The organism is Pseudomonas quasicaspiana (genome assembly GCF_021147825.1).
GTDB classification, from domain to species: Bacteria; Pseudomonadota; Gammaproteobacteria; order Pseudomonadales; family Pseudomonadaceae; genus Aquipseudomonas; species Aquipseudomonas quasicaspiana.
Genome location: NZ_JAGTPI010000001.1, coordinates 137,701 through 164,228, shown reverse-complemented (window position 1 = coordinate 164,228; position 26,528 = coordinate 137,701). Strand labels below are relative to the sequence as shown.

Here is a 26,528-nt window from a genome sequence, read left to right as displayed (position 1 = left end):
TTTTGCAAAACCCCCACTCAGAATGCCAATTCGGCACCCACTTCGACGTACTCGATTTTCTTCTCGTCATGCCCCTCCTGATAATGCCGCGTCATCTTCTCGTCCGCATGGCCCAGCAGTGCTTGGATGTACTCCTGCGGGAATTTCTGCTGCTCATAAAGCCAGGCACCTAAAGCGCGGATCTCGTGAAAAGTGGGGCGCTCACCAGCTGCGATATGGTCGTATGCGTGCGCTGCGTCCCTGGCCTTGCTGAATTCCTTGGTCAGGTAGTCAGGCGTCACCGACGTCCAGTGGTCCTTTGCTTCAATCTGCTCGCGCCTGCGTGAACGTGGCTTGTAGTGGATCAGGTACGGCGAAGCTATCGGTGACCGTAAACATTCCCCGACCACCTCGCGAAGCGCGGCACCCATGGTTATTTTCAGGTGAATTGGGTTGTCATAGCCCTGTGTTTTACCGGGCGAGACGGTGAGGGTGTTCTTTTCCATGTCCGCTGCCGTCTTCAACCAGGTGACAATGTCTTCCCGCCGTTGAAGGCTGGCCAGTGCCAGGCGTATGGCACGCTTCAGCCATGGCGGCGTTGTGTCGGCATCGACAATTGTCATCAGCCCTTCGAGCGTGTGGCGCTGCCGCTTCTTCTCGGCTTCCTTTTTGACCAGGGTCAGTTCGGCGTTGTTGCGCTCGGCCAGCCCCTTGGCCACGGCGAAGGCGAATATCTGAACCCAGAGCCCGCGATGCTTCGTGTAGGCGTTGTTGCTGAAGTTATCGAGATATTCGGCCATGGCCAGAACATCCATCTGCCCGATCAGGCGTTCGCCCAGATCCAGCCGGTACCGTTCAATCTTGAATTCAATTTCCTCCAGGGTGCGCGGCGCGTAGCCCTTATCCTTAAGCCATTCATTGGCAAAGCGCTTCAGAAGGTTGCTCACGGTTGGGAGCCGGTCACCTGTCAGCAGCATGAGCAGGGCTCCATCGTCAACTACCAGCGCCGCGAGCTTCAGGTTGGCGGCTTTTGCCAGCTTGATTGCTTCCTCCATAGGCCTATTGATGCTGGTCATGACGCCAGTGATGGGGTTTCTGTACCGCCAGTACTTCCCGTTGGGGTAAAGGTTCGGCGGCAGCTTCCTGTTTTGCAGGGTTCGCGGCCGTGCTGCCATCAGGCCGTCTCCAGCATCTGAGCCAGCAGCGGGTCATTTGTACCCATGACAGCCGCCTGCAAATCGACGAAGTACATCCCGCCTTTTACCTCTCCTATCACTTCGCCTTCCTCGATCCATTTCTTTAGTTGCTGCAAGCTGGGCTTTCCCCCTGCGTAGCGCAGCTTCCTGTATTCGCCTGCCTCCATGAGGCGCGGCAATTTCACCGTAATCTGGGCAATGACTTTTGCCATGGTGTACTGCTCCACGCCGCCCTATGGCGGCAGAAGGGGTTATTCGTCGTCTTCGTCGTCAGCGGTGCGCCCGGTCAGATCGAGGGCGAAGGCTTTCCACTTGTCCTTTTCAGTCGCGGTCATCTCATTCCAATTGGGCGCTACGTCCGATCGGATGATCTCGCCAGCTTTGAAAACCAAGGTGCCGCAGTTGCTGCCGATGTCTTCGTCGGCGAACCGAACTGTTATTTCTGCTTCGGGATGGAGCGCGGACAGAGCTTTGAATACCGGCTCCGGGGATGACCAAGCGGTATCGAACTGGAACACGCGCTGCTCCAGATCAACCGACTGGTCATAGGCATTCCACTTGGTGCCCCACTTATCCCGAGCGAAGTCGAGAGTGTGGAAGTATCCGGTGGCCCGTTTGTTTCGCAGCATCTGAACGAATTGTTCGAACTGCTCGTCGCTACACTTGGCGATGCTGGCTTTGCTCCTGCTGTCACGCTGGAGCGAGGCGATCATTGGGTGATCATTCAGCGGGGTACCGGTGATGGCTTCTGCGCAGGTCTCTGCAAGGCAGTCGATCCCGGACCATTCGAACTTGCCGGTGAAGGGGATGATGGTGTTGAAGTCGATACGACCCTCTGCATTTAGCAGGGAGGCAAGAACCTCTTTCGGCGCATCGACTTTGTTGGTGATGTGGGTTGGCATGGGAATAGCTCCGCCCGCCGATCACCGGCAGGCTTGAAGTAGGGGGAGGGGTTACAGCGATGCTTAACTGGTGTATTACATGCCGCATATAGCAGTGAAAGGACTCTCAGCTTGATCAGATATTTTTCGTTTCTACTTTTGCTGCCGATCGGTTCGGCTGCTGCATACGATCCTGAGCGAGCATCTAATAACCTCGCGCACGAATTTGCGGAATGCGCAGCTTATTACTCGATAACTTCGGAGATAATTTCACGCACAAAGCCTGAAGTAGCCAAGCAGATCGACGATGCAGCTAATCGTGCCTATGTGGGCTCCAGGACTCTGACGAGTAAGAAAGTGACCGTGGCAAGAGTAGAAATGGCAATCAAGTCAATGACCAATGAACTGGACAATGACATCGCAAACTTTTCAATCCTAATAAACAAATACTCAGACAGCTGCCAAGAGGCAGTCACCGACCCGGAAGCTCGAATGAATTACTGGCTTAAAAAGGAGGGCTGATCAGCCAGCAATCTCCATCGCTGGTAGATCATGGGTATTTACAACCGTAATACCCAGGCGATCGGCGATGTAGACTTCCAGCTGTGCGCCTTGCGATTTGTCCCAGCCGGGCAGGGTGGCCACGTGGTCGCAGGTCACGAGCTGGGCCAAGTCGCGGCGCATGCATTCCTCCCACGTTCCGCCGTCTGGGTTGATCTCGGCGGGGTTAACCACATCGAAGCCCAGGCCGCGAAGGCGGGGAAGTTGAATTCGGGTAGTCCAGTCATGGGCCCGCTGATATAAATTCGACGCATGGGGGGTACCTCGCCGTTATAGTGGGATGTCAATCAAGGAGGAGGATCGGATGGTGGCCGAAGGTTTTAAGCGGGTGTACCACTTTTGCGACGCAAAATATGGCATTGAAAATCTGAAAAACCGTCGTTTAAAAGTGGCGACGATAATGGAGCTCAATGATCCTTTTGAGCTGATCGCGCACGATATGAGGGACCAGGTCATCAGGGCGGCTGTAAAGCGTTTTAAGGCCATAAGCGCGGAGGCGTGGGGCTTCCTGTGTTTTAGTCGCTCGTATAGCAGCCCTGTCCAATGGGCTCACTATGGAGACAAACATCGCGGGATTTGTTTGGGGTTTGATATCCCAGCAGGAGATCTGCACCGGATTACTTACACCGACAATCGTCTTGGCTATGAGCCTAACGAAGTCGATACGGAGGAAAAGCGTCATGCTTGGTCACTTGGTTTTTTTACTACAAAGCACAGTCATTGGCACTATGAGGAAGAGGAGCGAATGATTGTCGATCTTAAGTCTACTGATCGTGAACAAGGTCTTCACTTTTGCCCTTTCGATCGTGCCGGGATGAAGCTTGCTGAGATTATCGTCGGTTGTAATTCTCAAGTTACCCGCAAACAAATTAAAGAATTTGCCAGTATTGAGGATCACAATGTCAATTTTATCAAGGCTCGCCCAGCTTTTGGACGATTTGAGATAGTTAAGAATTTGAATTCGAACATCTGGTGATTAAGCACTGAACAGGTTGAGCTGCTGTGCCTGCAAGTGCTGCTCTTGCTGCTGGCGCTGACTCTTTTCTTTGGCGTAGGCGATTCGCGCCCTAGCGATCGCCATGTACGCGGCGTCCTGCTCGATCCCGATAAAGTTGAAGCCCTCGAGTACGGCCGCCTTGCCGGTGCTGCCAGAACCCATGAAGGGGTCAAGCGCTTTGCCACCTGGTGGAGTGACCAGTCGAAGCAGGTAGGCCATCAGTTCCGTGGGCTTCACCGTAGGGTGGTTGTTGCCCTTGGTATCTGTGGTTTCGACTTTGCGAAGCGTAGTGCCCTGCTTGAACTGGGGGCCGGGATCGATGAGGCCTTCGTGGCGATCGGCACGGCTGGTCTTAGCGCAGTAGTAGAAGCGGGCGGCGCTGCCTGTATCGTGTCGCCGCTCGCCGGGTTTCATGTTGAAGCCAACAGCGCCACGGTTTTCACTGTCCGCTGACGGCTCGCTGCCCCGGCCGCGTTTCATGACCCCGTAAGTGTTCTGTCCTGCTCGCTGGGTATCGCTGGTGCTGGCATCTGCGAGCTGTCCGGGCGCATCTGGAAACATGGCCAGTACTAAGTCGCTACCATCGTGAATCAGGTTCGCTGGCCATCGCCCCAGCTTTGTGGCTTTGTCGACGTTGGCAGCTACCTTCACGCCGTGAGCAGCAACGTGATCTGGATCATTCATCCATGGGCGGGCCCAGCCTTCGGGCTTCGACACTTTGCCATTCTCATCGCCACCTCCTAGGCGTTCGCCTGTGGGAGCAACACGGCATGCATCGATGTTGATTGCGCCGGTACCGTGCTCGGCCACATTGGCTGCCACGGTGCCGGGGAAGGGCTTGCGCGCCATGCAGATCGGCTCATGTGCTGGCTTGAGTGCGGTGCCCCAGCCTGCGCGATCGCCTTTGAGGTTGTGCGACTTCGGGAAGCCGGAGCCGAACACCCACATAATCTGGTCGCGGATCTCAAACCCCGCCATTTCGATACCCACCGCCATATGGTGGTAAGTGCGCGCTGCGGCGAAGGAAAGCAGGTGGCCGCCAGGCTTGAGTATTCGCAGCGCCTCGGTTGCCCATTCAAGCGTGAAGGCTTGAAAGGCGCGCATTCCCGCTGGCGTCAGATCATATTTACCGGCCTCCGCCGCGATCGAGCGGTGACCGCCATTCGGCCCGCAAGCCCCTGCGTGTGACGGCATGCTTGCCCGGTAAGCGGCGCGGTCCTCGATGTCTTGGCCATCCCAGCTTTTGCCCATGAAGCGGATACCGTAGGGCGGGTCGGTTACAACGCTATCTACCGAGTTGGCGGGCAAGCCGCGCATCACCTCAAGGCAGTCGCCCAGGTGCAGTTCATAGTCCATGGTCGATTCCAGTGAGGCGCCGCCCTCCCGTTACCAGATGAGGTGGCGCGGTTTGTTGAAGTGGGGTTGAAAGAGAGGCGAGACAGTCCTCCCTTGTTTTAAAACAGCTGGTTTGGTTGGTTTAGTGATGCCGGAAAGAACGTACTGAACATCAGTTAAAAGGCTCCCGGGATAGACGGAAACATATGCTTACAATGCCGGTGGATATCTAAATCGAGCCAATGCGGTGGTCATTGTGGTGTTCCGACGAAAGGCAGTCGTGATGGAGGGCTTCTTGACGACACAGAAGGCAACTACCAGGAGTTGCAGAAATGATTCTTCGCAAACTTAATCTTGCCCCCCGATCTGCTGTCTGCTTCGGGTTGTTCTGCCTGATGATTATCGCCCTTGGACTTATTGCTCTGAGACAGGCATCAAGCTTGAATGAGGCCGAAAAATTCGTTGAGAACAACGTAGTGCCAAGCATTTCGTTTTTGGGAATGATGGATCGTGAGTTTGTGAGCATTAGAGGTAGCAACGCCAGACTGCGGAATCCTGTTGAGCCTGCTGACCGCAAAGCCGCAGCTTTGGAAGACGTAAAGAGATCCAAAGTGGCGGTAGAGGAATTTATTTCGAAACTGCAGCCGCTGATCGTGACGCCAAAAGGTAAGCAACTTTATGGCGAGCTTTCCAAACTCTACTCGGAATATCAGATACTCCAAGATCAGTATGTGAGCCTTATTTCGGCCGGGAATCTTGAGGAATCCGTTAAGTTATCCAGTGGCGCAATGAAGCAATCTGCTGACTCTGTGGAAAAATCTATGAGGAGTCTCATCGAATTGAACAACGCCAAGGCAAGGAAGGCCGGTGAGGACGCGACGACTCTGTATGAGGACACAAAGCTGATTGTTGGAGGGTTTATTGCAGCTAGCCTGATGGCAGCGGTCATTCTTGCACTGATGTACACCCGCAGCATTACTTCCCCTGTTAGCCAGTCTTTGGTCATCGCCGAACGCATTGCGAAAAACGATTTGACTGAAGTCATTGAACCCCAAGGACACGATGAAATCGCCCGGCTAATGATGGCCTTGAAAGCCATGCAAGGCGGTTTACGTACAACGCTTTCTTCGATCTCTGACTCCTCTAATCAGCTGGCTTCAACTGCGGAGGAAATGCACGCTGTGACGGAGGACGCAAACAAAGGAATGCAGCGGCAGAACAACGAGGTAGAAATGGCCGCCACTGCGGTTACCGAAATGAGCGCCGCCGTTGAGGAGGTCGCAAGAAATGCTTCGGCAGCATCGGAAGCTGCCACTCGATCCAATTCCGCAGCGGTCTCAGGACGCACACGTGTAGATCAAACTGTTGAAGCTATAAGCCTCATGGTGGGTAGCGTCGAAGGCGCGACCCGAGAAGTGGAAGGTCTCGCTGTAATGGCTACCGACATTAGTAAGGTTCTGGACGTTATCCGCGCGATCGCCGAGCAGACGAATCTTCTTGCGCTAAACGCAGCAATTGAAGCCGCTCGAGCAGGTGAGGCCGGTCGTGGATTCGCAGTAGTGGCGGATGAAGTTAGAGCGTTAGCACATCGTACTCAGCAGTCTACCAGTGAGATTGAACAGATGATCAGTTCGATACAGAAGGGTACTGGAGCTGCTGTCTCTGCAATGAGCCACACGAATGCTCAAGCTCAAAAAACTCTCGATACTGCTCATGGTGCCGGATCTGCGTTAGTAGAAATCACCGAGTCCATCGACAACATCACAGAGCGAAACGTGCTTATTGCTACCGCATCTGAAGAGCAAGCACAGGTTGCTAGGGAGGTGGATCGCAGCTTGGTGAGCATTCGGGACCTCTCTAATCAAGCCTCCGACGGGTCAAGTCAGACGGCCATTGCAACAGCTGAATTGACCAAACTTGCTGTGGAGCTGAATCGACTGGTTGGCCAGTTCCGCATGTAGTTTGAATTCCATTAGTCATTTTCAGCCTCGCTCATCGCTCGCAATGTGGGCCGCGGTATCGCAGGTATGCACGCATTAATGTTCGTTGCGTGCACCTGCTGGCCGTATAGGCACTTTCCAGTATGTGGTGGAGCCGGCTCATGTCGAATACCAGTAGTAGGCAGCCACTTCGGAATAACCGTTATAGCCACGCGGTTTAATGATCAGCTCACGGCCGGTCTACTCTTCAATCTCAAGCCAGGAGGGCATCGAGATGGAAGACATACGGGTTTATACGGGTGTATGCCAGAAGCAGTATCAGTTCAGTTGCTGGAACAAGAACGACCCCAACTATCCCTACCTCAGCGGCGCAAAGCCGATACCGGTTGGTGAAATGGCCAAGGCCGTAATGGTGGCCACGGCCGTGATCGATGGCGCTTACCCGGATCCTACCGGCGGCGCGACTCACTACTACGCGACCACCATGCCGAAGGCTCCAGCGTGGGCGGCGAAGGCCAAGCAGACGCTGAAGCTTGGCCGCCACATCTTCTTCAAGGATGTGCCGTAACACTTAAGGCGCTGATCTGGTTGATGAGCGCCTGCCGCTCGATCCTCATGTCATCCACCTGGCTGGCGATCATCTTCAAGCTGTTGATGCGCTTCCAATCTTCAGCAGCTGTTCGCAAGCACTCCGAAATCCTTGTGTTGGCCTCGGCCAATTTCGTGCGCAGCATGTTTCGTTCGGAAGTGATTTCGCTGTGCATCTCCACAAGCTTGGCCGTGTTCAGCCTGTACCTGGATAACTCTTCCTGAAGCAGGCGGCACTCCTGCTCGATCAGGTGAATGTGCTGGCGCTGCATTTCTTCAGGCGTAGGGGAGAAAGGCCAGTTCTCGGCGTCGTAGTCGATGTCCATGGGGTAGCTCATTGTCTGTATGGATATACAGTAATCGAGCGGTATGACTTGGGACAAGCCAGGGTGACGAGTAGCACGTTGTTGGGGGGGGTGTTCAGTCGGCAGGACGCCGGGAGGTGGATGCAGCTCGTACCACTTTTCGTACCATTCAATGGGGAAAGTAGGGGGTTATGGGGTTATCCATGGGCACTGGAGGCCCATGGAAGGCGCAGATTTCATACACCTGCTAATCCGCACATTGGTGAAAAAGCTGTAGCAAAATACAGCTGTAAGTTGTTGATTCTTATAGGGTGAACCTCTTAGTTTTGGTTGCTTCGGCTTTGGCCTATATCCCTTTAATATCAATAGCTTAGCGGATACTCACGGTCACCTTGACATGGTGGGGGTCGCTGGTTCGAGTCCAGTCGCGCCTACCAAACAAAATCCGGTTCTGCTGCCGGTACAGAAGGGCCCACCGAGAGGTGGGCCTTTTTTTGTTGTCAGAAAAAAGTATTTTGGGGGTATTTTGGGCAATCGTTGGAAAAACGATTCTCAGAACTGGATTTTCAAGTCTGCCTCAATCCTCATGTACGCCAACTCTTCCGGGCCGTGCTCTTCAAGATAGTGCTCAGTCATTTTCTCAGTTGCTCAATAGCAGTCGGGCATGTTTTTTTGTAGGCATAGCTAATCCTCACACGTCGATCGTCGGCAGGCTGTGAACACTTTAGTGGGGCAGTGGACGTGCTTAACGTTTAGAGCCGGACTTTATATTTTTACCGTTCGTCAGAACCCGAGCACTATCAAGGAGATGGCTAGTCGATTGAAAGCCAATAATTAAAAGGGATTTTATGAACGCCAATTATTTCGATACGACCAACGCACATGACTTGGTTTGCGAGCTCGACAAAGCCACTGAAATAATGATGGCTCTGCACGTCGGGCAGGTTGGTGGTGAGCAGTGGAGGGATGCATGCTCGCGTCAGCAGAGCGCTTTTCGGGTATGGCGAGAATATCTCTACCGGAAGGCTGAAGAGAAGCCGCCAGCGCGGTTGCTTAGCATAGGCTGAGGTCGTTGATGGACGCACTGTCATAGTGCTCGCCAGGCTGACATGGCATCATCGTTTTGAGCTCGACGACCGAGAACCATGGACTGGAATTCCAGGCATCGACGCTCTTTATCGAATCCCACAATCCCTCGAAAGCTTTGGCTGCAGACTTTTTACAGACTTACCTTCGTCTGAACCCGCCATATGGTCGGCACATCCCCATCTGAGCTAGAGCCTCAAAAATCACGCAACTCGTCAAACAAGTCCAGTAGGCCGTCCATGTCGACCAGCGCCACGTGCTCGCCCATTTGCACCACCAGTGCGTTCAGGCACCCTGCCAGCGCTTCATGGATCTCTTCGCATTCGATCGTGCCTATGACGCTGCCGCGCTGATCGATCTGGTTGAAGGTCGCTACATAGGCGGTGACCATGTCGGACAAGGCGAGCTGCATGGCATCGGCTGTCATGCTGGCGTTGACGCTGCGCGTGGTGGACAGCAACGCTTTGTAGGCGGTGGTGGCCTTTTTTGCCTTGGCGGGGGTAATCTCCTCGCGGCCATCCCAGTCACGAAACGGGTTGTCCAGGTTTTCGGCCAGCCATTCGCTCTTGCGCGGCTGGGTCACCGAAAGGTCCAGGCCCAGCGCAGCGGCTTTTTTATAGCCCTTCTTGACGGTCTGCGCCACGTCAAACGGCACACTGCTGAGCCACAAGGTCGACAGGCGAGGCAGTTGCTGCGGCGCCGGAAACTGTTCTGCCGTGTAGCCAAACAGGTCGTGCAAACTCAGCATTTGCAACTGCGCCAGCGCAGCGATGGCAGACAGGTTTGACACTATGCCCGGCTTGCCTCTCAGATCCAGAAACCACAGATCAGGGAAACGCGCTACCACCGTCTCCAGGTCGATCTCCTTGGCCGCATAGAGCGTGAGGCCGCCCAGATGATCGAGGCCGCCGAAGGGTTTCACGTCGCCCTTACAGGTCAGATACAACGCGCGTCCTTCGTCGCTGCAGTGCAGTTGCAACTGTGGCGATGGCTCGCCACGCAGTATCAGATGCATCAAATCGTCATTAAGGTGCACCTTGCTCACGCCGGTCACATCAATGCTCAGGCGTCTCAGGCGGCTGTCGCGTAGATCAAGCTCTGTCACCTGCGGCGAACGCCACAGCAGCTCAGTGATAAAGGGATGCTGATTCACATAGTTGAGCAGGGCCTGTGAACCATGCTCAGTGTGAATTTTGGTCAGGCATGGCAGTTGATCGAGTTCAGCAAGATCAGTGACTGACCGCAAGACGTTGTCTTCGATGCGATTGGTATCCTGGCGCAGCACATGACCGCCAATCGTCACCTCGACGTCGCCCGAAGCAGCCTTGAAACGCTGGCGCCGGGCGACATCGATTTGCTCCCATTGCTGCTGGTGGTACAAGGTTTCGCCGGTATTCCAGTGGCCATATGTGGTGGTGTCGTCAAGCACCAGCGGCGCGATATTGCCCACCAGGGTGTAAGCGGCGGGCACCTCTGCGCTGACATAAACGTGTTCATGCTTGTCACGCCGGAAAAAGAAATCGGCCACTAGCGGGCGCATGGCCTCGATTTCGCTCGTCTGCGGCAAGGCGTCGCCACTCCAGTCCAGCTCAAGCACAGCCGCCATCTGCTGGCCCTTGCGCTCGCTGTTCTCCTTGAGCTCCGTCACCTGACAGGCAACATACTGCCGCAGTTTTGGCGAATAAACGCTATAGATATCTCCAATGCCTGGCGCCACAGACTGTCCTTTCAAAGTTCACCTCATGTCGGTAGGACCGTAATCTAGCATGAGGGCAGGCTTCAGGCCTTGCAGGCCTCTCAATAGATGGGTGCTGGCTCGGTCGCTTAAGGGCGACGAATGGTTACCGCTGGTCAGGCCTTTATGGCGAATTGCAATAAAGCAGCAATGACGGGGTCACATCTATCCCTTAGTAACGAGCAAAAATATGCTTGCCTCAGAGATGGACTCAGAAGACAGCGAGTACCTGTTGAATGAGCTTAACCAGGCTACAGAGGAGCTGATGTCGATGAACAGTGCTGTGTTTGGGGGCGAGCAGTGGCAAACAGCGCATCGCCGCCAGCAATCTGCATTTGCAAACTGGCTCCTCTACATCAGAAAAGATCCTGTATTTCAGAGCAGATCAAAAACATTGCTGCTTGATGCAGGACAGGCATCCAAGGGCTAACAGGCTACTGACGGCATCTCCTGCCTGCCAGGATGACTGCCATTGTTGCGCAGGGCAGGGTGGGCGCTCTCTGGATGAGGTGATGGCTTCTTCACTCTTCACGGCCACAACAAACTGGCCGTTGGGGTGCCCAGATCGAAACTGATCCTCGAATTGCCTGACATATAAGCGTTGATAGCGATCATGCACACAGCATGAGCTATTCAGAAGCGCGTATAAGATCTACGCGCATTCTGATCAGCTATTCTTCAGGTTTTAAATTTGTTAACCAGCACGCCAAATGAGGCGGCCAGTCGAGACAGCTCGGCACTTGAAGCATTAGTTTGATGTGCGCCCGTTGCCGTTTGCGTGGAGATGTCTTGAATGTTAATCAAGTTCCGGTCAACTTCACGAGCTACATGAGCTTGTTCTTCAGCAGCACTGGCGATGACGAGATTCTTCTCGTTAATTATAGAAACACCTTCGGTGATTCTGTCTAACGCGTGGCCTGCTTCAATGGCTTGATCCCGGGTTTCTCCCGCAAGGCTTCTACTGTTATTCATAGCGATCACGGCCTCGTCCGCCCCTACGCGCACTTGAGCCATCATCGCTTCGATATCTGCAGTCGATGCCTGAGTTCGGTGCGCAAGTGCACGTACTTCATCGGCGACCACCGCGAAGCCACGACCCTGCTCGCCAGCTCTGGCTGCTTCAATTGCGGCATTCAATGCCAAGAGGTTGGTTTGCTGAGCGATGGACTGAATGACCGCGAGAACCCCGGTTATCTCGTTGACTCTAGAGGCGAGTACCGTAACCTTTTCGGTCGATTGCGAAATTTGCTCTGCCATTGTATTAACCGACCCAACGGCACTCTTTACCTGGTCACGCCCTTGAATCGCACTGCGGCTGGTTTCTTCAGAGGACTCAGACGCCCCTGACGCATTGCGCGCGACTTCCTCTACCGCTGCCGTCATCTCGTTGACCGCCGTAGCGGCTTGCTGGATTTCGTCGTTTTGGCGTATCAGTGCTCTAGAGCTTTCTTCCGTAACTGCATTTAACTCTTCGGACGCAGAGGCAAGCTGATCAGCCGCATTCGCGATTTCTTTGATCGTACCTCTCAGATTGATTTGCATCGTGCTGAGCGCGGTTTGAAGGGTGCTAATCTCGTCCCTTCCGGTTACATCGATTTTTTGAGAAAGGTCGCCGTCAGCCACCTGTTTTGCGGTCCGTAGCGCTGTCGAAAGCGGCCGCGTTATGGAGCGTGTTACCAACAGTCCCAAAATGATTGCGGCAATAAATGCGACAACCACGCCTACCGCTAATGACCCGTAGGCGGCGCTTGAAGTTTTTGCGGCGTCTACCGCCACGTCTTCACTCTGGCGCTTATTGGAAGCGACCATTATCTTGAGCTCATCGTTTGCTTTTTTGTATTCAGGATCCACTTCTTGTTCGAATAGCCTCGTCGCGCCTTCAAGGTCTCCTTTCTCCGCTAACTCGATCACGTGAGAGGAGGCGTTAATATACGCTGGCCAGGATTTTTCAAATTGGTCCCCTGCGACTCTTTCATCATCTTCCAGAGGCGTTTGCCGATATTTATTAAAAAGTTGCTCTACCTCTCTTTGGTTGTCTGCCAAAGACTTCAAAACATCGTCATATTTGGCCTGGTCTGCCTTTGCAAATTTAAACAGCAGTGCACGGTGTAAGTCGCGATAATGTGCTATTGCATTTGAGCGGGCGTTACTCGTGTTGTACACAGAGACAAGATTGTTGCTTACGATTCCATCTACGCTGTTCTTCAGCCCCGTGATTCCTGTGTAGCCAACCAAGCCAACACCTAGGGTGATAACTGCGCATGCTACAAACGCAGAAATCAGACGTGTTGAGAGCAGGGTACCGCGTAAAAGATTCATCGTATTGTGGCCTTCCTTGTTTTCCCTATCCGAACCAGAAGGGTAATGCGCTCTTTATCGGCCAGGGACTGTCGTTCCCGCAGTAGGTGGCGACAAGCGGTGTAGGCTGATACCAACCCAGGTCGCAAAGTGGTTCAGCGCTGTTGTCTTTATAGGGCTGTCAAGCTAATCACCTGATTCGGTCAGGTACTGCTCGCATTAACGCTTGCCCTTGGCTCATTCCTGGAGCTGCCTCGTTCAAGCTTTGCGATAGGGATAGGCAGCCATCGCCGGACGCGACGATCGTGGTGATATCTTTGATGTTAGCGCTGGCCGGTCCAGCGGGTGACCGCTTTGCTGTTACCGATTGCCTTACATCGCGGCCCGTCCAGGCGTAAACCAGGATATCTGCCGCAACGTGTGCTGCGAGCTCATGCCCCCGCGCAAGCTTCTGCGAATCGCCAAACCTGTCACATAATGCAGGCGGCCATGATTGAGTTTTTGGGTAAGGGGGGATTTGATGGGGGTCGTTCCCGCAGCGCCCGGCAGACCAAATCCCCCCCCCCCCCGGACAATTGTCTTTTTGCGCTCGCTTCTGCGGCAAGGCACTCAAGAGCAAACTGTTCCGTGTACGTCATCTGAATTGGCGTGGTTTCTCCCTTGACGGTTCTTTCACCCTCAAGAATGTAGCGAATCCGCTTGTCCGTTACACCAATGCGTTTTGCGATCCAGGACGGGGTTTGTCCGATGCGTGAAATCAACTTGTCGGCGTATTCGGTGGAGGGGTTATAGAGTTCTGCATTGGGTGTCATGTGAGGTCCAGATATAGGTTAATACGTGCTGCATACAGCAAGTATGCAACACGATCAGCCGAAGCGTCCCGTTCGACGCCATAAGGTCACCGACTGCAGTCGTGCGCCTCCATCCGCTCAAATACTCATCGCATGCGCTGAGGTGCTGTTATTTATTGCCGAAATGGTATGAGGCGGCACTTGCTGCGCTTTATCAGTCGCCGCTTCGCCAGCGGGTTGCGTCGGGGAGCACAGTGCCTTCAACATGGCCGACTCTGCATCCAGTGTTTTAATTGCTTTCGCATGGTTCGCTGCGATTTCACTGAGAGTTGACACGGTACGTCTCCTGGTTATATCCGGCGCATCGCTGCGTCCTTGAGCTTGAGTGAATGGTTTGTCGCGTCAACATTAAGTCTTTTCAGTGCCGCTACTAGCGTCTGTAGCAAACGCTACGCCAGTCAGCGGTCCCCTGTGCCGTCCTGGGGGCTATAAATGCATCCGTCTATCGGATAACGCCGCGGTAGTGATCTAGCGGAGCTGCCAAGCGGTTTCGGGTCAACCAGCAAGCAAATCCTTCACCGATCTGATTCGTTTAGCCACGAGATTCCGAGCGGGCTGTCTTGGTCTTGGGTCCTGCGACCACCCAGGCGATCAGTCCCAAAACAGGAACGAACACCAGTGCCAGAATCCACAGGCATTTGCTCTCGCGGCTGCCTTCGCTTTTGACGATTCGCATCACTACCAGGAATTCGATCACCACCAGAATGGTTGCAAATACGATCCACAGCACCGGCATATTCATGATTGATGCTAATACGTTCCAGCTCTCTGAGTTACCCATCGTCATACACTCCCTTGGTCGTTACTGTTTAGTCACGACGACGATGCAAGGGTTCAATTGCTCTGATTTTCGAGGCGGCGATTCAGGTCCGCCTAACGCTTGGCTAGAGATAGCCATCTGCATTGTTGAGCATCGCTGCGGCGGCGTTGAACTCTTCCAGCGAGTTTGTGCGCCAGTCGTGAGGATCTCGCAGGTAATGATTCAGCAGCCAGTGGATGGTTGCTGCCTGTTCGTCCTCGGCCCTCTCCGCAATTGTGTGGCCCATTCTTCTGAGCACCTGTGCGGTAGATTGGCAGCCGAAGCTCGGTCTGCTCAGGATAAAGCGCAGATCAGCTGTCAATGAAAGCTCTGTCGGCCTGGCGAGCAGCTCTTGAAGTTCAAGTATTGCAAAGAGACTCCCGTCTGCATGAGGGGCGGTTCTCGCGGTCAGGCTTTCAAGCAGTGTGGCGGGAACGATGACGTATTTCCTTCTGGTCATAATCCCCCCCTCAAATAACTTCAGCTAGTGTGCTGTTATAGTGCCAGCCTTCAAGGTTGTTAATAAACAGCTCATTAATGGAGGAATGTAGGGGGGAACAGGCGCCTGCTATTCGTTTGGATGGTTATGTCAGCGCTGGAACCCAATTTTCAGGAAGGATCGCGAGTTGCCGGAAGCCACATCCGACCTGCTGGCTCACACTCAGGTTTCGTTTTTCACAAATCTGGGCTATAGCTAAAGCTCATTATCTTGTAAGGCAAGGAGCAGTCGATGTCGGAAGTAGAGCAGAGCCTCAAAGCCACGTCCCAGGACGTGAAATATGATGAGCTGATCGCGCATCTGAAGGATCAAGGCAAGCAAATCGACTGGTTATTGCAGTTTCTGGTCAAGTTTGTCGTCACCACACCGGTAGAAATCGGCATAACCCTTTCTGTCGGCGGCAATCTGGTCTCGGGTCAGTTGATTTCGCACGACACATACTTCAAGCAGCTTGCCGAGGACATGGCAGCTCCACTGGCTCAATTCGATGGTGGCGTTGACGAGTCCATGAAGCAGATTATTTTGTCCTTCACTCCTGGTGAGTCAGCGGACGAAACCACTGCATTTCATTTCATCCATTTGAAAGACTGCAAAACCTATTCGAGCGACCAGAGCCCTATTTGCTCAGAGGGCGTGCTGTGGCGTGGCAAGATTGCCTCGGTGGACGGTTTCACCATGGGACTGCTGGTCAGAACCTGAAGCGTCCATGTTTGATCAGGCCCTGGCACTTGCCGGGGTTTTTTAGCTCTGTAATCCACTGACCTGATAACGCTTCACACAACCGTGCCAACGCTGGCAAATAGGGGCGGGGGTTAAACCGCTTGTTTGGCAAACGATTTAACGATGGATTTGGTTGCCGCACTGGCATTAAGGTCGCTGACGTTTTTGACGTGCGACCATTTGCACTCGGCAATCTCATTCTGCGGCGCGGGTTTGGCCGATGATGAAAGTACAGCCATGAAGATGTAGTGCGTGACGTTATCTTTCTCGTACTCAGCCAGATAGACCAGATCGAGATTTTCCAGTCCTGTTTCTTCGTTCAGCTCACGAACTGCTGCCTGCTCTGGCGTCTCACCGACTTCAATTTTGCCGCCCGGCAGAGCCCATTTTGACTTTGGCTTGCGCACGTACAGTATCCTGCCGTCGCGTTTGCAAATCACTGTTGCCCGTTCTTTCATCATGTACTCACCTCGTATGTAATCGCCGCAAAACAGCAGGCGGACGCATTACTTCAAAATTGCGAAGGTGATTAAGATGTCTGATGCGGTAATCATAATGTCACAAAACCTTCATAAATATGACTTAAGCAGGATTGATGCCATTTCTGGTCCTCCTTGCTTACTTGTTTCGGTATGAACGGCAAAAAACTTGAGGGTCGAATTCTGGTTTCGGGCTGGATAAGGCGATTCAGGGCCTCGGCCAGTAAAGTATTGCTGTCCACGAGGGGAGCAGTTTGCAGGCCTTTTCCATCGCCAGGTCGGTACATATATATGCTTTGCCTGAATGACGGTCTGGCGCCCTCAAAAGGTGCAAGCAGCATTGCAGGCCGGGTCTGCACTCGAACATCGGCTGCGACCCGTAAAATAGAAAACGTTTATTAAGGACCGCTCATCGGAAGCTCACCGCTATATACGCGTATGCAGTGTCCTATGACGTGCAAGGAGGTGTTTGTCCAAACGCCTCCATCGCTAAAAAGGCTTAACCCATGACTATGCATATCGATTTCAGCACTCAAGCAAACGTACTGATGTTTGAATTGAACGACGCAACCACAGCCATGATGGGAATGGTTGGTACACACCAGACCACAGGTCCTGTGTGGATCGCTGCCACTGCGCGTCAAAGTCTGTCTTTTGGTCGTTGGAGCGCCTTCATCAAGAAATCCGAAATGTACGGCCATGCGTTGAGCTGACACAGGCAAATGGGCATGACTTATCGTTACTGCATTTCCTACCGGTTCAAAGAGCAAATGCGCGAACATTTGCTTGAGCTTGAGCAATCGTCGTTGCCTGCTCACATCGCCGCTCTGCATTTGCTGCAGTTACACTTCGGCGATGCAGAGAACAGCCTGATCATGCCCACGGCCGATGCACCCCCTGCATCGGTGCTGGATCAGGCTCAGCTGCTAGGTATTACCGATGTGACCTCCCGTCTTATTACCTGAACGTTACCCAATCACCTTTCTGGCTGCTTGATTAACGTTATCCTGCCGCGTCCAAAGAGTTTTCCCGAGATTCAAACCTGTTTGTATTCAAGGCTGGAATTCGCATGCCGATACCTCTGGCGGCTTTCTTGCGCCTGATATGAATATGCCACTTGCACGGTTTTGCACGCGCCCCGAATATAAGCGCCTGCTGTCTCTGGTTTTGGAGCTTTCATGAGTGTTCCTCCCTTGGCCTCTGACCGAGCTCAATCAAGTGTTGCCGATGATCCTGCCAGCAGATACCTGGCCGACGCAGCGCCGGGTGCTGTAGAGAACTTCGGGGGTGAACCCATCGAAGTGGTACTTGCCGCGATCAAGGATCGGATGGGGGATGTGCCGTGGGCGGTGTATGCCGTCGGTGACCCTATGCATCTGTTGGGGCATGGCGAAAGCCCGATGCGCTGGTCTGTGAGCGTTGCCAACGACCGGTTTGATGATTTCTGTCGCGAATACAGGTTACAGCGTTGGGCTGCCGGTAAAGGCGAGGGCGTGCTGGCGTGGCTGGTCGCGCCGCAAAACGAGGCCTGCGATACAGATCTACCCGGGCTGGCATTACGTCTGGGTCACCGCTTGCAGACCGATGCCCTGGCTCGGGCCCAGATTACCCAGCGGGTGCTGTATGAAATCACCTATCTGGCTAGTTCTACCCGGGATCGTGGCGCTTTTCTGGAGGGGGTGCATCATCAGCTTGCCTCGCTGATTGATGCGGAGAACCTGTATCTCGCGCTTTACGATTCTGACACCGACAAGATTACCTACCCGTATTACGTCGACATCACAGATCTCGACGCGCTGGAGTCGGACGCGTCCGAATATCTGGATCGCTCACGGCTGTCGATGACCGGCTATGTCTTGAATAGCGCACAACCGCTGTTTGTCGACGCGGCAGGTATCGAACGGGCTCAGCTGCAAAAGCGGTTCTATTGCGTAGGTCATCGCCCGGAGTTCTGGATGGGCGCACCGCTGAAGAATGCTTCGGACGAAGTATTCGGCATGCTGGCCATGCAGGTATACGACGTTTCCCGGGTTTACAGTGCCGAGGACCGAGCCTTGTTTCTGGTTGTGGTTCGCCACGTGGCCATGGCACTGGATCGTATCCTGCATCGCGCCGATCTCGAACGAACCGTCATGTTGCGCACCCAGGAGCTCTCGGCCCTCAATAACGCCCTGCGTCAGGAAGTGGCCGAACGTGAGCGTGCCGAGCATCTGCAAAGTGCGCTGTTTCAGATAGCCGAATTGTCCAGTCAGCCTGGTGACATGGCTGAGCTGTTTCACAGCCTGCATCTGATCGTAGGTGAGTTGCTGGTCGCCTTGAACTTCTACATTGCACTGTTTGACAATTCCACGGGAGAAGTGACCTTTCCTTACTACGTCGATGAGCGCCAGGCTACTCGTCCGCAGGCCAGGCGTGGTCAGCGTGGCCTAACCGAGTATGTGATTCGTCAGCGTCGTGCCTGCCTGATCGACCAGGATGAAACCCTCAGGCTTGAAGCCAGCGGCGAGATTGATGTGGTGAGGGAGGGGATCCGTTCCTCGTCATGGCTGGGGATTCCGCTGTTCGACGGCAATGATGTGCGGGGTGTGCTTGCCGTCCAGAGTTACTCGCCGCTGGTGCGTTACTCATTACGCGATCAGGAGTTGCTGACCTTCGTCTCAAGGCACATCGACACCGCGCTGTCCCGGCGCAGCGCTGCCGAAGCGGTACACACCGCCAACCTGCGGCTCGAAGCGCGTGTTCAGGACCGGACCCGAGAGCTGGATTACGCCAACGCCAAACTTCAGCACGAGAACTCGCATGACTCGCTTACAGGCTTGCCAAACCGCAGCCATTTGCAGCAGCGCCTGCATGCGGAATGGCTCGAGTTTCGCACCACCGGTCGTGATCTGGGTGTGATGTTCATCGACCTTGACCGCTTCAAGCTGGTCAACGACAGCCTGGGTCATCATTTTGGTGATCAGTTGCTGACTCAGGCTGCTGATCGCTTGCGTGGCTGCATGCGCGATTCTGATCTACTGGCACGACTGGGTGGCGATGAGTTTGCTGTACTGGCCGCTGGCGCTTCGCTGGATATGGCCATCGGTATTGCCGAGCGAATACTCGCAGCCTTTGATCTGCCGTTCTTCATTGACGGCCATGCGGTGTTTTCGTCCTGCAGCATTGGCGTAGTCGGGGCTGACAGTCAGTTTCATGAGATGCCTGCTGATTTGCTGCGTGATGCTGATATGGCCATGTATCGGGTCAAGAACGGTGGCCGGGACAGTTATGCGGTGTTCAACCAGGAGTTGCGCCGCGAGGTATCGGATCAGGTCGAGCGCGAGGGTGCATTGCGTAATGCCCTCAAGCGCAAGGACGAGCTGATTCCGTATTTTCAGCCGATCATCGACGTGAACAGCGGCAAGCTGTTGGCTTTGGAGGCGTTGATCCGCTGGCGCCAACCCGATGGCAGGATTCTGGCTCCCGGTCAGTTCCTGCCCGCGCTGGAAGGCTTGCGTCTGATAGGGCGGCTGGACTTGTACATGTTGCGGCGTGTCGTGGAGATACTTGCACGGCCGGGCAACGAGCATTGGCCTACGGTGCATGTGAACTGCTCCAGCTACAGCATTACCCGCCCTGAGTTTGCCGGTGAAGTGCTGACACTGCTGGCAAATTACGAAATGGCGCCTTCACGAATTTGTCTGGAGCTTACTGAGGGCGCATTGGTTGCGGAGCCGGAATTGGCCCGGCAATCGATGAAGCAGCTCGCTGACCATGGCATGTCAGTGGTGCTGGATGATTTTGGCGCGGGTTTCTCGTCCCTCAGTTACGTCCATCAGTATCACTTCAGCGGTCTGAAGATCGACAAGTCGTTCACCCTTGAACTGACCACCAGCGCCCGCAGCCGGGCGATCGTGCGTGCAATTGTAAGGATGGCCGAGTCTCTTGATCTGACCGTTGTAGCGGAGGGCGTAGAAGATCAGGCCACCCTTGACCTGTTACGGGAGATCGGTGCGGGTCAGGCCCAGGGCTACTTCTTTGCTGTGCCGCTGCCCGAGGACAAACTGCTGTTGAGTGACAGGTAGTTGACCGGCAATCCTCGGCCACAATCGGCCGCCGATTGCCGTACCTCTTCTCGCGACCTTCGAGGTGCACGTCTGGACATCAGGCGTTCCGAGCGCTCCAGAGCAACGAGTCAAATGGCATCAGTCTTGCTGCTCAGGTTGTGCATCACAACAGGCAGCAGGAGGTAAGCATGATTACCGCTAGTATCAGTGCGCTCCATCACCTGGTTTCTCAGGCGGTGGCTCGCAAGACTCAAGACGATGTGGCAACCGATGCGTTCTCCGTCCCAACCGGTGCTACCAGCCCGGTCCCGGCCGTGGATCCCGTCGCGCAAAACAGTGGCAGTCAGCAGAATGAGGCCTATGACGAAGCGTTTGCCAAAATGCTCCTCAGCCTGAAGACGGCTACGCAAAATACTGACAATGAGGCTGCACCTTCATTTGTATCTGCAGCCAGTGACAACAGCATTGCAGCCCGCGATTCTGCGGTAACCAGCGAAGCTGATGTGGCCGACGCGGCATCGAAGTTCACCTCTGCTCAGCAGGAGTTCTCGGATTACATGAACTTGACGCCCGCGGAGAAGATGCGCGAGCAACTGACTGGTGTCAGCAAGGAGGAATACGATTCCATGTCGCCTGAACAGAAGCTGGACGTCGACACTAAACTTCAGGCAGCCCTGAAAGAGCAGCAGCAACAGACTACCTCTGATGTAAACAGCAAAATCCTGGCGGCCCGGTTGGCGCTGGTTTAAGGCATTACTGGCAAGAGCAACGCAGATCTGTGGGATTGCCATAGGACCTGTGGGAGCTGAGCTTGCTCGCGATAAACGATAACGCGGTATGTCTTCAAGCTGCGTCTCATGCATCGCGAGCAAGCTCAGCTCCCACAAGTTTCTGTGTTTGCCTTTCAAAAGGGTAGGCTACTACCCCAACTGATCCCGATACGGCAAATCCGGTCCGACCTTGGTGCAGGTCAGCGCTGCTGCCTTTACGGCGAACCCGAGCATTTCATCCACCGTTTCCTTGCGCAGGGTTGGCAAGCTGAGCGGGTCATCCAGATGGCGCTCGGTCAGGAAGGTAATCAACGCGGCCTGGAAAGTGTCGCCTGCGCCAACCGTGTCAGCAGTCACAACCTTCTGCGCAGCAACTGACCAGCTACCGTGCTGGCGAGTAAAGACCGTTGCTCCCTGAGTACCCTGAGTCAACACCACCAACTGACAACGCTTGTTCAGCCAGCTCTGGGCGACGACCTGTGGGTCTTTGTCCGGGTAGAGCAGGCTCAAGTCTTCGTCGCTGACCTTGATAATGTGCGCGTGCTCGGCAAAGGCGCTGATCTGCTCGCGCCAGCGGTTGATATCCGGTGCCGGGTTGAGGCGTACATTCGGATCCAGGGTGATCAGCCGTTTGCCGCTTTCTCTCGCCACCAAAGCCAGCAGCGTGTCGGCGATGGGCTGGACCACCAGTGAGAACGAGCCGACATGAATCCCGCGTACCTGTTCATCCAGCTCCGGCAGGTGTTCAAGGCGCAGTTGTCGATCCGCGCAGCCTTCGCCGCGAAAGCTGTAGTGCGGTGAACCGTCTGCCCCGACTGCCACCATGGCAAGGGTCGTCGGGGCGTCGAAGTCGATCAGGTAGTCGGGCCTGACGCCTTCTTTATCCAGCACGCTGCGCAAGCGCTGACCCAGATAGTCACTGGACAGCCCGGCAAACAGTCCCGCATCGATGCCAAGGCGGCGAAGGCCCACGGCTACGTTGAAAGGTGAACCGCCCGCAATTGCCTGAAAGCCCAGTTTGTTGAGCTGCCCGCTGTTGTCGGGCTGGCTGAAAAAGTCGAACAGTGCTTCGCCACAAACGAGAAACATAGGTGCTCCTGAAATAAATACGTCAGTCGGGCGAGGAACGCGAGCTCACAGCGCCTGCAACTGATTGCGATACCGCTCATAGACCTGCTGATAGTCGGCGACGTTCTGCGGGACGGGACGGGTTTCACTGCTGTTATCAAGGCTCACGCAGCGGGCACATAGAATATCCAGCGTTTCGCCTGTCTCTTGCCGATTGGCGTGACACCAGGCGGCTTGAATGGCAGCGCCCAGCGCCGCCGCTTCGGCCTGCTCGGTGCAGATCACCGGCGTATCCATGATATCGGCGACTATCTGCCGCCAGATGGCGCTCTTGGCACCGCCGCCGATCAGCCGAATGTTAGCGCTTTTGATGCCGCTGGCGCGCAACAGATCCAGGCCGTAACGCAAACCGAACGTGGTGCCCTCTACTACCGCCCGACACAGGTTGGCCTGGGTCAGATTGGTAGCATCCAGACCCAGAATGCTGCCTGTGGCATGGGGCAGGGCAGGCACGCGTTCGCCATTGAGAAACGGCAGCATCGACACGCCCTCGGCACCAATCGGGGCCTGACCGACGGCGTTGTTGAAGGCTGCGATATCCAGCCCCAGCAGCTCACGAATAACGCCTGTGGCATTGGTCAGGTTCATGGTGCAGATCAAGGGCAGCCAGCCGCCGGAGGATGAGCAGAACGTCGCCACCGAAGCCTGTTCACTCACGCGTGCCTGATCGGCAAAGGCATAGACGGTGCCCGACGAGCCGAGGCTCATGGTGATTGCACCGGGATGAATATTGCCTGTGCCGATGGCCCCCATCATGTTGTCGCCGCCGCCACTGGAAATCACCGCGGCGGGGTTGATGCCCAGACGTTGGGCAATCTCCGGCAAGACAGTGCCAACCGGCTCGTGCGCTTCCAGCAATTGGGGCAGTGCCCGGCTCAGGTTGCCGCTGGGATCTATGTGCTCAAGGATCGCCATATCCCACTGCCGGGTGCGCACATTGAAATACCCGGTGCCCGATGCATCGCCATACTCGCTGGCGCAACGTCCGGTCAGCCAGTAATTGAGGTAGTCATGGGGCAGCAGAATCTTGTCGATGCGGGCAAAGAGTTCGGGGTGCTGCTCCTTGGTCCAGAGCAGTTTGGATACGGTGTAGCCCGGTGCAATGGCAACGCCAAGGCGCTGCAGCGAACCCTTTTCGCCACCGAGATACTCCAGCAACTGGTCATTTTGCGGGGTGCTTTCGGTGTCGCACCACAGTTTGGCCGGGCGTAGCACCTGGCCGTCGGCATCAAGGAGTACAAGGCCGTGCTGCTGGCCCGAGACGCCGATGCCGAGTATCTGCTGTCCGGAAATGCCCGCCTCAAGCAGCGCTTCGGCAGTCGCCTGCTCGAAGGCCGTCAGCCATTGCTGCACATCCTGTTCACGGCGACCGTTATGGCCACTGATCATGCTGTGCGGCGCAGAGCCCTGGCCCAGCACCTGACCGGTGCGGGCGTCGAGGACAATGGCCTTGGTGCCTTGGGTGCCGCAATCGATTCCGAGAAACATAGGCACCTCAGGCTGTTTTGGCCAACAGGTTTTCCAGAGTTTTGCTGACGCCCAATTGCTTGAGGCTGTTCAGGTTCTTTTCAAAGGCCGCGACAAATTCAGCTGACTGTGGAATGGCGGTGCCGAATATCTCCTCGACGTCCAGCAACCGTTGCACGATCAGGACATCGTCGGCCACCAGCGCCTTACAGAAATCCGCACGAGGGTCGACGATCTTGTAGGCCACGCCGTTTTCGCCTTCGCTGCCTTGCAGGTACAACGCCCAGGCCGCCACCACTAACGAGGCGCGCTCCAGGTTGCCATGATCAAGAATTAACTGATTGATGGTGGGGACGGTGAATTTGGGAAACTTCGACGACCCGTCCGAGCACACGCGCTCCAGCTGATCCGCAATCGCCTGATTGGAAAACCGCTCGATCAGCGTGTCCTTGTAGCCTTCCAGGTCGATTCCCGGCACAGAAGCCAGTTGCGGTGTGACATCCAGATCCATGTACGCGCGGATATAGGCAACGAACAATGGATCATTCATGGTCTCGTGAACGAAGCGATAGCCCCTGAGTGCGCCCAGATAGGTCAGCGCCAGGTGGCTGCCATTGAGCAGCTTGATCTTCATCTCTTCGTAGGGCGTGACGTCGTGGGTGAATTGCACGCCGACTTTTTCCCAGGCCGGACGACCATCGACAAATTTGTCTTCCAGCACCCATTGCACAAAAGGCTCGCAGACCACCGGCCACGCATCATCAATGCCTTTTTCGTCGGCAAGCTTCAAGCGATGGGATGTACTGGTCATCGGCGTGATGCGGTCGACCATGGCATTGGGAAAGCTGACCTGTTCGGCGATCCAGTCATGCAGATCCGGGTTGCCCTGGGCAGCGAACGCCAGCAGCGCCTTGCGTGCGACGGCGCCGTTGTGCGGCAGGTTATCGCAGGACATCACGGTAAAAGCCGGTGTACCCGCAGCGCGCCGTTTTGCCAAAGCTGCGCATAGCAATCCGAAGACAGTACGCGGTGCGTCTGGATACGCCAGGTCATGCTGGATCTGCGGCAAGTGAGTCATGAACTGGCCGTTACTGTCATCAATGCAGTAACCGCCCTCGGTAATGGTCAGCGAAACAATGCGAATCTGCGGGCTGGCCAGCTTGTCTATGACGGTCTGGATATCGTCTTCTGCCAGCAGCATGCCGCTGATGGACGCGATGATCCGGGTTTCGGTGTCGGGCGTATCGCCCAGTTCATAGAGGGTGTAGAGGTAATCCTGACCCGCGAGTGCATCACGCACGCCACGGTCCTCCGGGCGCAAACCGATACCGCAAATGCTCCAGTCCAGGCCCTCGCCGCTGTTCATCAACGCATCGGTGTAAAACGCCTGATGCGCACGATGGAAGCCACCCACGCCAATGTGAGCAATACCTTGTGTAGTACTTTGCGGGTTGTAGCCGGGCAGGGCGATGCTGCGCTCAAGCTGAGACAGATTCTGTTTGTTCAATTTCATGGCGATGATCCCTGAGTATCAGGCGGCGACCGGCAGGGCTTTGGCAATCACCAGACCCTGGGCGTCGAACAAGTGGCAGTGAGCGCTATCCAGATGCAGATTGAGCGTGTCCCCATACTGGCTGGCCAGATCCCCGCGTATACGCATGGTCAAGGCTTCCCCGGAGCGGGTGCGCACGTGGCAATAAGTGTCGCTGCCCAAACGCTCGCTGACGTCGGCAATGACCTGCATCTGGCAGTCGCCTTCTTTGGCAAGGTTCAAGTGCTCCGGTCGGATGCCGAGGGTGACCGGATCGCCGACGCTCTGTTGTGCACTGCCGAACGGCAGGTTAATGACTGCGCCCGCATCGAGCGTCACTTCGCAGCCGCCTGCATCGACGCGGCTGATCATGCCTTTGAGAAAGCCCATTTTCGGGGTGCCGAGAAAACCCGCGACAAACAGATTGGCCGGATGGTGGTACAGCTCAAGCGGGGAGCCTACTTGCTCGACCTTGCCGCCATTGAGCACCACGACTTTGTCGGCCAGAGTCATGGCTTCAACCTGATCGTGGGTCACGTAAATCATCGTCGCTTGCAGTTCTTTGTGCAGGCGCGACAACTCAAGACGGGTTTGCACGCGCAGGGCGGCGTCAAGGTTCGACAAGGGCTCATCGAACAGGAAGATTTTCGGGTTGCGCACGATGGCGCGACCAATGGCTACCCGCTGACGTTGACCGCCGGACAGCTGCTTGGGTTTGCGCTCCAGCAGTGGACCCAGCTCAAGGATGCGCGCTGCCTCATCGACTTTCTTTTTGATCACGGCTTTGTCGCCACCGGCCAGATCCAGAGCAAAAGACAGGTTCTTGCCCACGGTCATGTGCGGGTACAGGGCGTAGGTCTGGAAGACCATGGCCAGGTCACGCTTGGCAGGCGTCACTTGGGTGATGTCCCGGCCATCCAGCTCAATGGTGCCGGAGGTGACATCCTCCAGCCCGGCGATCAATCGCAGCAGGGTGGATTTGCCGCAGCCCGACGGCCCCACGAAGACCACGAATTCGCGGTCTTTTACGTCCAGATCGATACCTTTGATGATCTGGTGACCATCGAAGCCTTTTTGCAGATTTCTGATACTGAGGTTAGCCATGGTGGCCTCCGTTCTTATTCTTAAATATTTCAGAAAAGGTTGACCCTATTCTTGTAGGAGCGACCGGGTTGCGCGTCTATCAAACAAAATGCAATTACCTGACCTGGAATGCTTTTTACCTGTACCTGTAGGAGCGCGCTTGCCCGCGATTACGTCAGCACAGGCGGTAGATTCATAAACTCACAGACCGAATCGCGGGCAAGCGCGCTCCTACAGGTCCGGTAGCCGCGCGA

At 55.2% G+C, this 26,528-nt stretch carries 24 protein-coding genes and 4 pseudogenes; 10 read left to right on the top strand and 18 right to left on the bottom strand.

The genetic code is table 11. The features are described 5' to 3' along the window. Positions 1–17: 17 nt before the first annotated feature. From KDX30_RS00735 to KDX30_RS00725, 3 genes are read right to left on the bottom strand one after another with little or no spacing between them, the layout of a single operon-like run. Entirely contained in the window at positions 18–1,154 is a 1,137-nt protein-coding gene (locus KDX30_RS00735; protein ID WP_231674673.1) for a tyrosine-type recombinase/integrase, read from the bottom strand. Next, positions 1,154–1,387, bottom strand: a complete 234-nt coding sequence (locus KDX30_RS00730) for a hypothetical protein (protein ID WP_087273299.1) — start codon at positions 1,385–1,387, stop codon at positions 1,154–1,156. Before KDX30_RS00730 ends, KDX30_RS00735 begins: the two co-directional genes overlap by 1 nt. A gap of 39 nt (positions 1,388–1,426) precedes the next feature. Then, the gene (locus KDX30_RS00725; protein ID WP_231674672.1) at positions 1,427–2,077 is read right to left on the bottom strand and encodes a DUF1281 family ferredoxin-like fold protein; all 651 of its coding nucleotides are present in this window, start codon (positions 2,075–2,077) and stop codon (positions 1,427–1,429) included. 111 nt (positions 2,078–2,188) lie between these two features. Here KDX30_RS00725 and KDX30_RS00720 point away from each other — a divergent pair, with 111 nt between their 5' ends. After that, positions 2,189–2,578, top strand: coding sequence for a hypothetical protein (locus KDX30_RS00720; RefSeq protein ID WP_231674671.1), 390 nt, complete (start codon positions 2,189–2,191; stop codon positions 2,576–2,578). Here the strand turns inward: KDX30_RS00720 and KDX30_RS00715 are convergent, their stop codons facing one another. Continuing rightward, the gene (locus KDX30_RS00715; protein ID WP_231674670.1) at positions 2,579–2,791 is read right to left on the bottom strand and encodes a DUF4406 domain-containing protein; all 213 of its coding nucleotides are present in this window, start codon (positions 2,789–2,791) and stop codon (positions 2,579–2,581) included. A gap of 130 nt (positions 2,792–2,921) precedes the next feature. Here KDX30_RS00715 and KDX30_RS00710 point away from each other — a divergent pair, with 130 nt between their 5' ends. Continuing rightward, entirely contained in the window at positions 2,922–3,593 is a 672-nt protein-coding gene (locus KDX30_RS00710) for a DUF2971 domain-containing protein (protein WP_231674669.1), read from the top strand. On the opposite strand, the gene KDX30_RS00705 is transcribed toward KDX30_RS00710, so the two are convergent. Then, positions 3,594–4,970, bottom strand: coding sequence for a DNA-methyltransferase (locus KDX30_RS00705; protein WP_231674668.1), 1,377 nt, complete (start codon positions 4,968–4,970; stop codon positions 3,594–3,596). A gap of 311 nt (positions 4,971–5,281) precedes the next feature. On the opposite strand from KDX30_RS00705, the gene KDX30_RS00700 reads away from it, so the two are divergent. Both KDX30_RS00700 and KDX30_RS00695 read left to right on the top strand, forming a co-directional pair. Then, on the top strand, positions 5,282–6,910 hold the full coding sequence (locus tag KDX30_RS00700) for a methyl-accepting chemotaxis protein (protein WP_231674667.1): 1,629 nt from the start codon (positions 5,282–5,284) through the stop codon (positions 6,908–6,910). Between the two features lie 271 nt (positions 6,911–7,181). Beyond that, positions 7,182–7,457 (top strand): annotated as a pseudogene (locus KDX30_RS00695) (cell wall hydrolase); the annotation flags it as partial. On the opposite strand, the gene KDX30_RS00690 reads toward KDX30_RS00695, so the two are convergent. Together KDX30_RS00690 and KDX30_RS00685 are read right to left on the bottom strand one after the other, a co-directional pair. Then, entirely contained in the window at positions 7,441–7,803 is a 363-nt protein-coding gene (locus KDX30_RS00690) for a hypothetical protein (RefSeq protein WP_231674666.1), read from the bottom strand. The pseudogene KDX30_RS00695 and the gene KDX30_RS00690 overlap by 17 nt on opposite strands. A 1,261-nt stretch (positions 7,804–9,064) precedes the next feature. Further along, positions 9,065–10,600: a leucine-rich repeat domain-containing protein gene (locus KDX30_RS00685; RefSeq protein WP_231674665.1), complete on the bottom strand. Its 1,536-nt coding sequence runs from the start codon at positions 10,598–10,600 to the stop codon at positions 9,065–9,067. Positions 10,601–10,793: 193 nt separating this feature from the next. Between KDX30_RS00685 and KDX30_RS00680 the strand changes: the two genes are divergently transcribed. After that, a complete protein-coding gene (locus tag KDX30_RS00680; protein ID WP_231674664.1) occupies positions 10,794–11,033 on the top strand; it encodes a hypothetical protein in 240 nt (79 codons plus the stop codon). 248 nt (positions 11,034–11,281) lie between these two features. On the opposite strand, the pseudogene KDX30_RS29620 reads toward KDX30_RS00680, so the two are convergent. The 6 genes and pseudogenes from KDX30_RS29620 to KDX30_RS00655 form a co-directional block, all read right to left on the bottom strand. After that, positions 11,282–11,881: pseudogene (locus tag KDX30_RS29620) on the bottom strand (methyl-accepting chemotaxis protein); the annotation flags it as partial. Between the two features lie 99 nt (positions 11,882–11,980). Beyond that, positions 11,981–12,922, bottom strand: a pseudogene (locus KDX30_RS29615) (MCP four helix bundle domain-containing protein); the annotation flags it as partial. A gap of 554 nt (positions 12,923–13,476) precedes the next feature. Next, a pseudogene (locus KDX30_RS00670) lies at positions 13,477–13,713 on the bottom strand (hypothetical protein); the annotation flags it as partial. 117 nt (positions 13,714–13,830) lie between these two features. After that, positions 13,831–14,028, bottom strand: a complete 198-nt coding sequence (locus KDX30_RS00665) for a hypothetical protein (protein WP_231674662.1) — start codon at positions 14,026–14,028, stop codon at positions 13,831–13,833. Between the two features lie 256 nt (positions 14,029–14,284). Next, the gene (locus KDX30_RS00660) at positions 14,285–14,533 is read right to left on the bottom strand and encodes a PLD nuclease N-terminal domain-containing protein (RefSeq protein WP_231674661.1); all 249 of its coding nucleotides are present in this window, start codon (positions 14,531–14,533) and stop codon (positions 14,285–14,287) included. Positions 14,534–14,636: 103 nt separating this feature from the next. Next, positions 14,637–15,011, bottom strand: coding sequence for a hypothetical protein (locus KDX30_RS00655; protein WP_231674660.1), 375 nt, complete (start codon positions 15,009–15,011; stop codon positions 14,637–14,639). Positions 15,012–15,281: 270 nt separating this feature from the next. Here KDX30_RS00655 and gvpU point away from each other — a divergent pair, with 270 nt between their 5' ends. Beyond that, positions 15,282–15,749, top strand: a complete 468-nt coding sequence (gene gvpU, locus KDX30_RS00650) for a gas vesicle accessory protein GvpU (RefSeq protein WP_099268809.1) — start codon at positions 15,282–15,284, stop codon at positions 15,747–15,749. A 113-nt stretch (positions 15,750–15,862) separates the two neighbouring features. Here the strand turns inward: gvpU and KDX30_RS00645 are convergent, their stop codons facing one another. Further along, the gene (locus KDX30_RS00645; protein ID WP_099268963.1) at positions 15,863–16,228 is read right to left on the bottom strand and encodes an NUDIX hydrolase; all 366 of its coding nucleotides are present in this window, start codon (positions 16,226–16,228) and stop codon (positions 15,863–15,865) included. Between the two features lie 527 nt (positions 16,229–16,755). On the opposite strand from KDX30_RS00645, the gene KDX30_RS00640 reads away from it, so the two are divergent. The 4 genes from KDX30_RS00640 to KDX30_RS00625 all read left to right on the top strand — a co-directional run bounded on the left by KDX30_RS00640 (position 16,756) and on the right by KDX30_RS00625 (position 21,044). Then, complete coding sequence (locus KDX30_RS00640) at positions 16,756–16,962, top strand: hypothetical protein (RefSeq protein WP_049826797.1); 207 nt, start codon at positions 16,756–16,758, stop codon at positions 16,960–16,962. A gap of 15 nt (positions 16,963–16,977) precedes the next feature. Beyond that, complete coding sequence (locus KDX30_RS00635) at positions 16,978–17,214, top strand: hypothetical protein (RefSeq protein ID WP_099268811.1); 237 nt, start codon at positions 16,978–16,980, stop codon at positions 17,212–17,214. 213 nt (positions 17,215–17,427) lie between these two features. Beyond that, the gene (locus KDX30_RS00630; RefSeq protein ID WP_183141569.1) at positions 17,428–20,313 is read left to right on the top strand and encodes a sensor domain-containing phosphodiesterase; all 2,886 of its coding nucleotides are present in this window, start codon (positions 17,428–17,430) and stop codon (positions 20,311–20,313) included. 170 nt (positions 20,314–20,483) lie between these two features. Continuing rightward, entirely contained in the window at positions 20,484–21,044 is a 561-nt protein-coding gene (locus tag KDX30_RS00625) for a hypothetical protein (protein ID WP_231674659.1), read from the top strand. 171 nt (positions 21,045–21,215) lie between these two features. On the opposite strand, the gene KDX30_RS00620 is transcribed toward KDX30_RS00625, so the two are convergent. From KDX30_RS00620 to KDX30_RS00605, 4 genes are read right to left on the bottom strand one after another with little or no spacing between them, the layout of a single operon-like run. Further along, positions 21,216–22,154 carry a carbohydrate kinase family protein gene (locus KDX30_RS00620; protein ID WP_231674658.1) on the bottom strand — a complete coding sequence of 313 codons (939 nt, stop codon included), beginning with the start codon at positions 22,152–22,154 and terminating at the stop codon, positions 21,216–21,218. 45 nt (positions 22,155–22,199) lie between these two features. Then, the gene (gene xylB, locus KDX30_RS00615) at positions 22,200–23,681 is read right to left on the bottom strand and encodes a xylulokinase (RefSeq protein ID WP_231674657.1); all 1,482 of its coding nucleotides are present in this window, start codon (positions 23,679–23,681) and stop codon (positions 22,200–22,202) included. Positions 23,682–23,688: 7 nt separating this feature from the next. Next, positions 23,689–25,173, bottom strand: coding sequence for a mannitol dehydrogenase family protein (locus KDX30_RS00610; protein ID WP_231674656.1), 1,485 nt, complete (start codon positions 25,171–25,173; stop codon positions 23,689–23,691). 18 nt (positions 25,174–25,191) lie between these two features. Next, a complete protein-coding gene (locus KDX30_RS00605) occupies positions 25,192–26,295 on the bottom strand; it encodes an ABC transporter ATP-binding protein (RefSeq protein ID WP_099268816.1) in 1,104 nt (367 codons plus the stop codon). Positions 26,296–26,528 lie beyond the last annotated feature (233 nt).

Bases quoted from the DNA above. Each gene is read 5' to 3' on its own strand.
- KDX30_RS00735 (WP_231674673.1), bottom strand. From the start codon at position 1,154: ATGGCAGCACGGCCGCGAACCCTGCAAAACAGGAAGCTGCCGCCGAAC.
- KDX30_RS00730 (WP_087273299.1), bottom strand. From the start codon at position 1,387: ATGGCAAAAGTCATTGCCCAGATTACGGTGAAATTGCCGCGCCTCATG.
- KDX30_RS00725 (WP_231674672.1), bottom strand. From the start codon at position 2,077: ATGCCAACCCACATCACCAACAAAGTCGATGCGCCGAAAGAGGTTCTT.
- KDX30_RS00710 (WP_231674669.1), top strand. From the start codon at position 2,922: ATGGTGGCCGAAGGTTTTAAGCGGGTGTACCACTTTTGCGACGCAAAA.
- KDX30_RS00705 (WP_231674668.1), bottom strand. From the start codon at position 4,970: ATGGACTATGAACTGCACCTGGGCGACTGCCTTGAGGTGATGCGCGGC.
- KDX30_RS00700 (WP_231674667.1), top strand. From the start codon at position 5,282: ATGATTCTTCGCAAACTTAATCTTGCCCCCCGATCTGCTGTCTGCTTC.
- KDX30_RS00690 (WP_231674666.1), bottom strand. From the start codon at position 7,803: ATGGACATCGACTACGACGCCGAGAACTGGCCTTTCTCCCCTACGCCT.
- KDX30_RS00680 (WP_231674664.1), top strand. From the start codon at position 10,794: ATGCTTGCCTCAGAGATGGACTCAGAAGACAGCGAGTACCTGTTGAAT.
- KDX30_RS00660 (WP_231674661.1), bottom strand. From the start codon at position 14,533: ATGGGTAACTCAGAGAGCTGGAACGTATTAGCATCAATCATGAATATG.
- KDX30_RS00655 (WP_231674660.1), bottom strand. From the start codon at position 15,011: ATGACCAGAAGGAAATACGTCATCGTTCCCGCCACACTGCTTGAAAGC.
- gvpU (WP_099268809.1), top strand. From the start codon at position 15,282: ATGTCGGAAGTAGAGCAGAGCCTCAAAGCCACGTCCCAGGACGTGAAA.
- KDX30_RS00645 (WP_099268963.1), bottom strand. From the start codon at position 16,228: ATGAAAGAACGGGCAACAGTGATTTGCAAACGCGACGGCAGGATACTG.
- KDX30_RS00640 (WP_049826797.1), top strand. From the start codon at position 16,756: ATGACTATGCATATCGATTTCAGCACTCAAGCAAACGTACTGATGTTT.
- KDX30_RS00635 (WP_099268811.1), top strand. From the start codon at position 16,978: ATGACTTATCGTTACTGCATTTCCTACCGGTTCAAAGAGCAAATGCGC.
- KDX30_RS00630 (WP_183141569.1), top strand. From the start codon at position 17,428: ATGAGTGTTCCTCCCTTGGCCTCTGACCGAGCTCAATCAAGTGTTGCC.
- KDX30_RS00625 (WP_231674659.1), top strand. From the start codon at position 20,484: ATGATTACCGCTAGTATCAGTGCGCTCCATCACCTGGTTTCTCAGGCG.
- KDX30_RS00620 (WP_231674658.1), bottom strand. From the start codon at position 22,154: ATGTTTCTCGTTTGTGGCGAAGCACTGTTCGACTTTTTCAGCCAGCCC.
- xylB (WP_231674657.1), bottom strand. From the start codon at position 23,681: ATGTTTCTCGGAATCGATTGCGGCACCCAAGGCACCAAGGCCATTGTC.
- KDX30_RS00610 (WP_231674656.1), bottom strand. From the start codon at position 25,173: ATGAAATTGAACAAACAGAATCTGTCTCAGCTTGAGCGCAGCATCGCC.
- KDX30_RS00605 (WP_099268816.1), bottom strand. From the start codon at position 26,295: ATGGCTAACCTCAGTATCAGAAATCTGCAAAAAGGCTTCGATGGTCAC.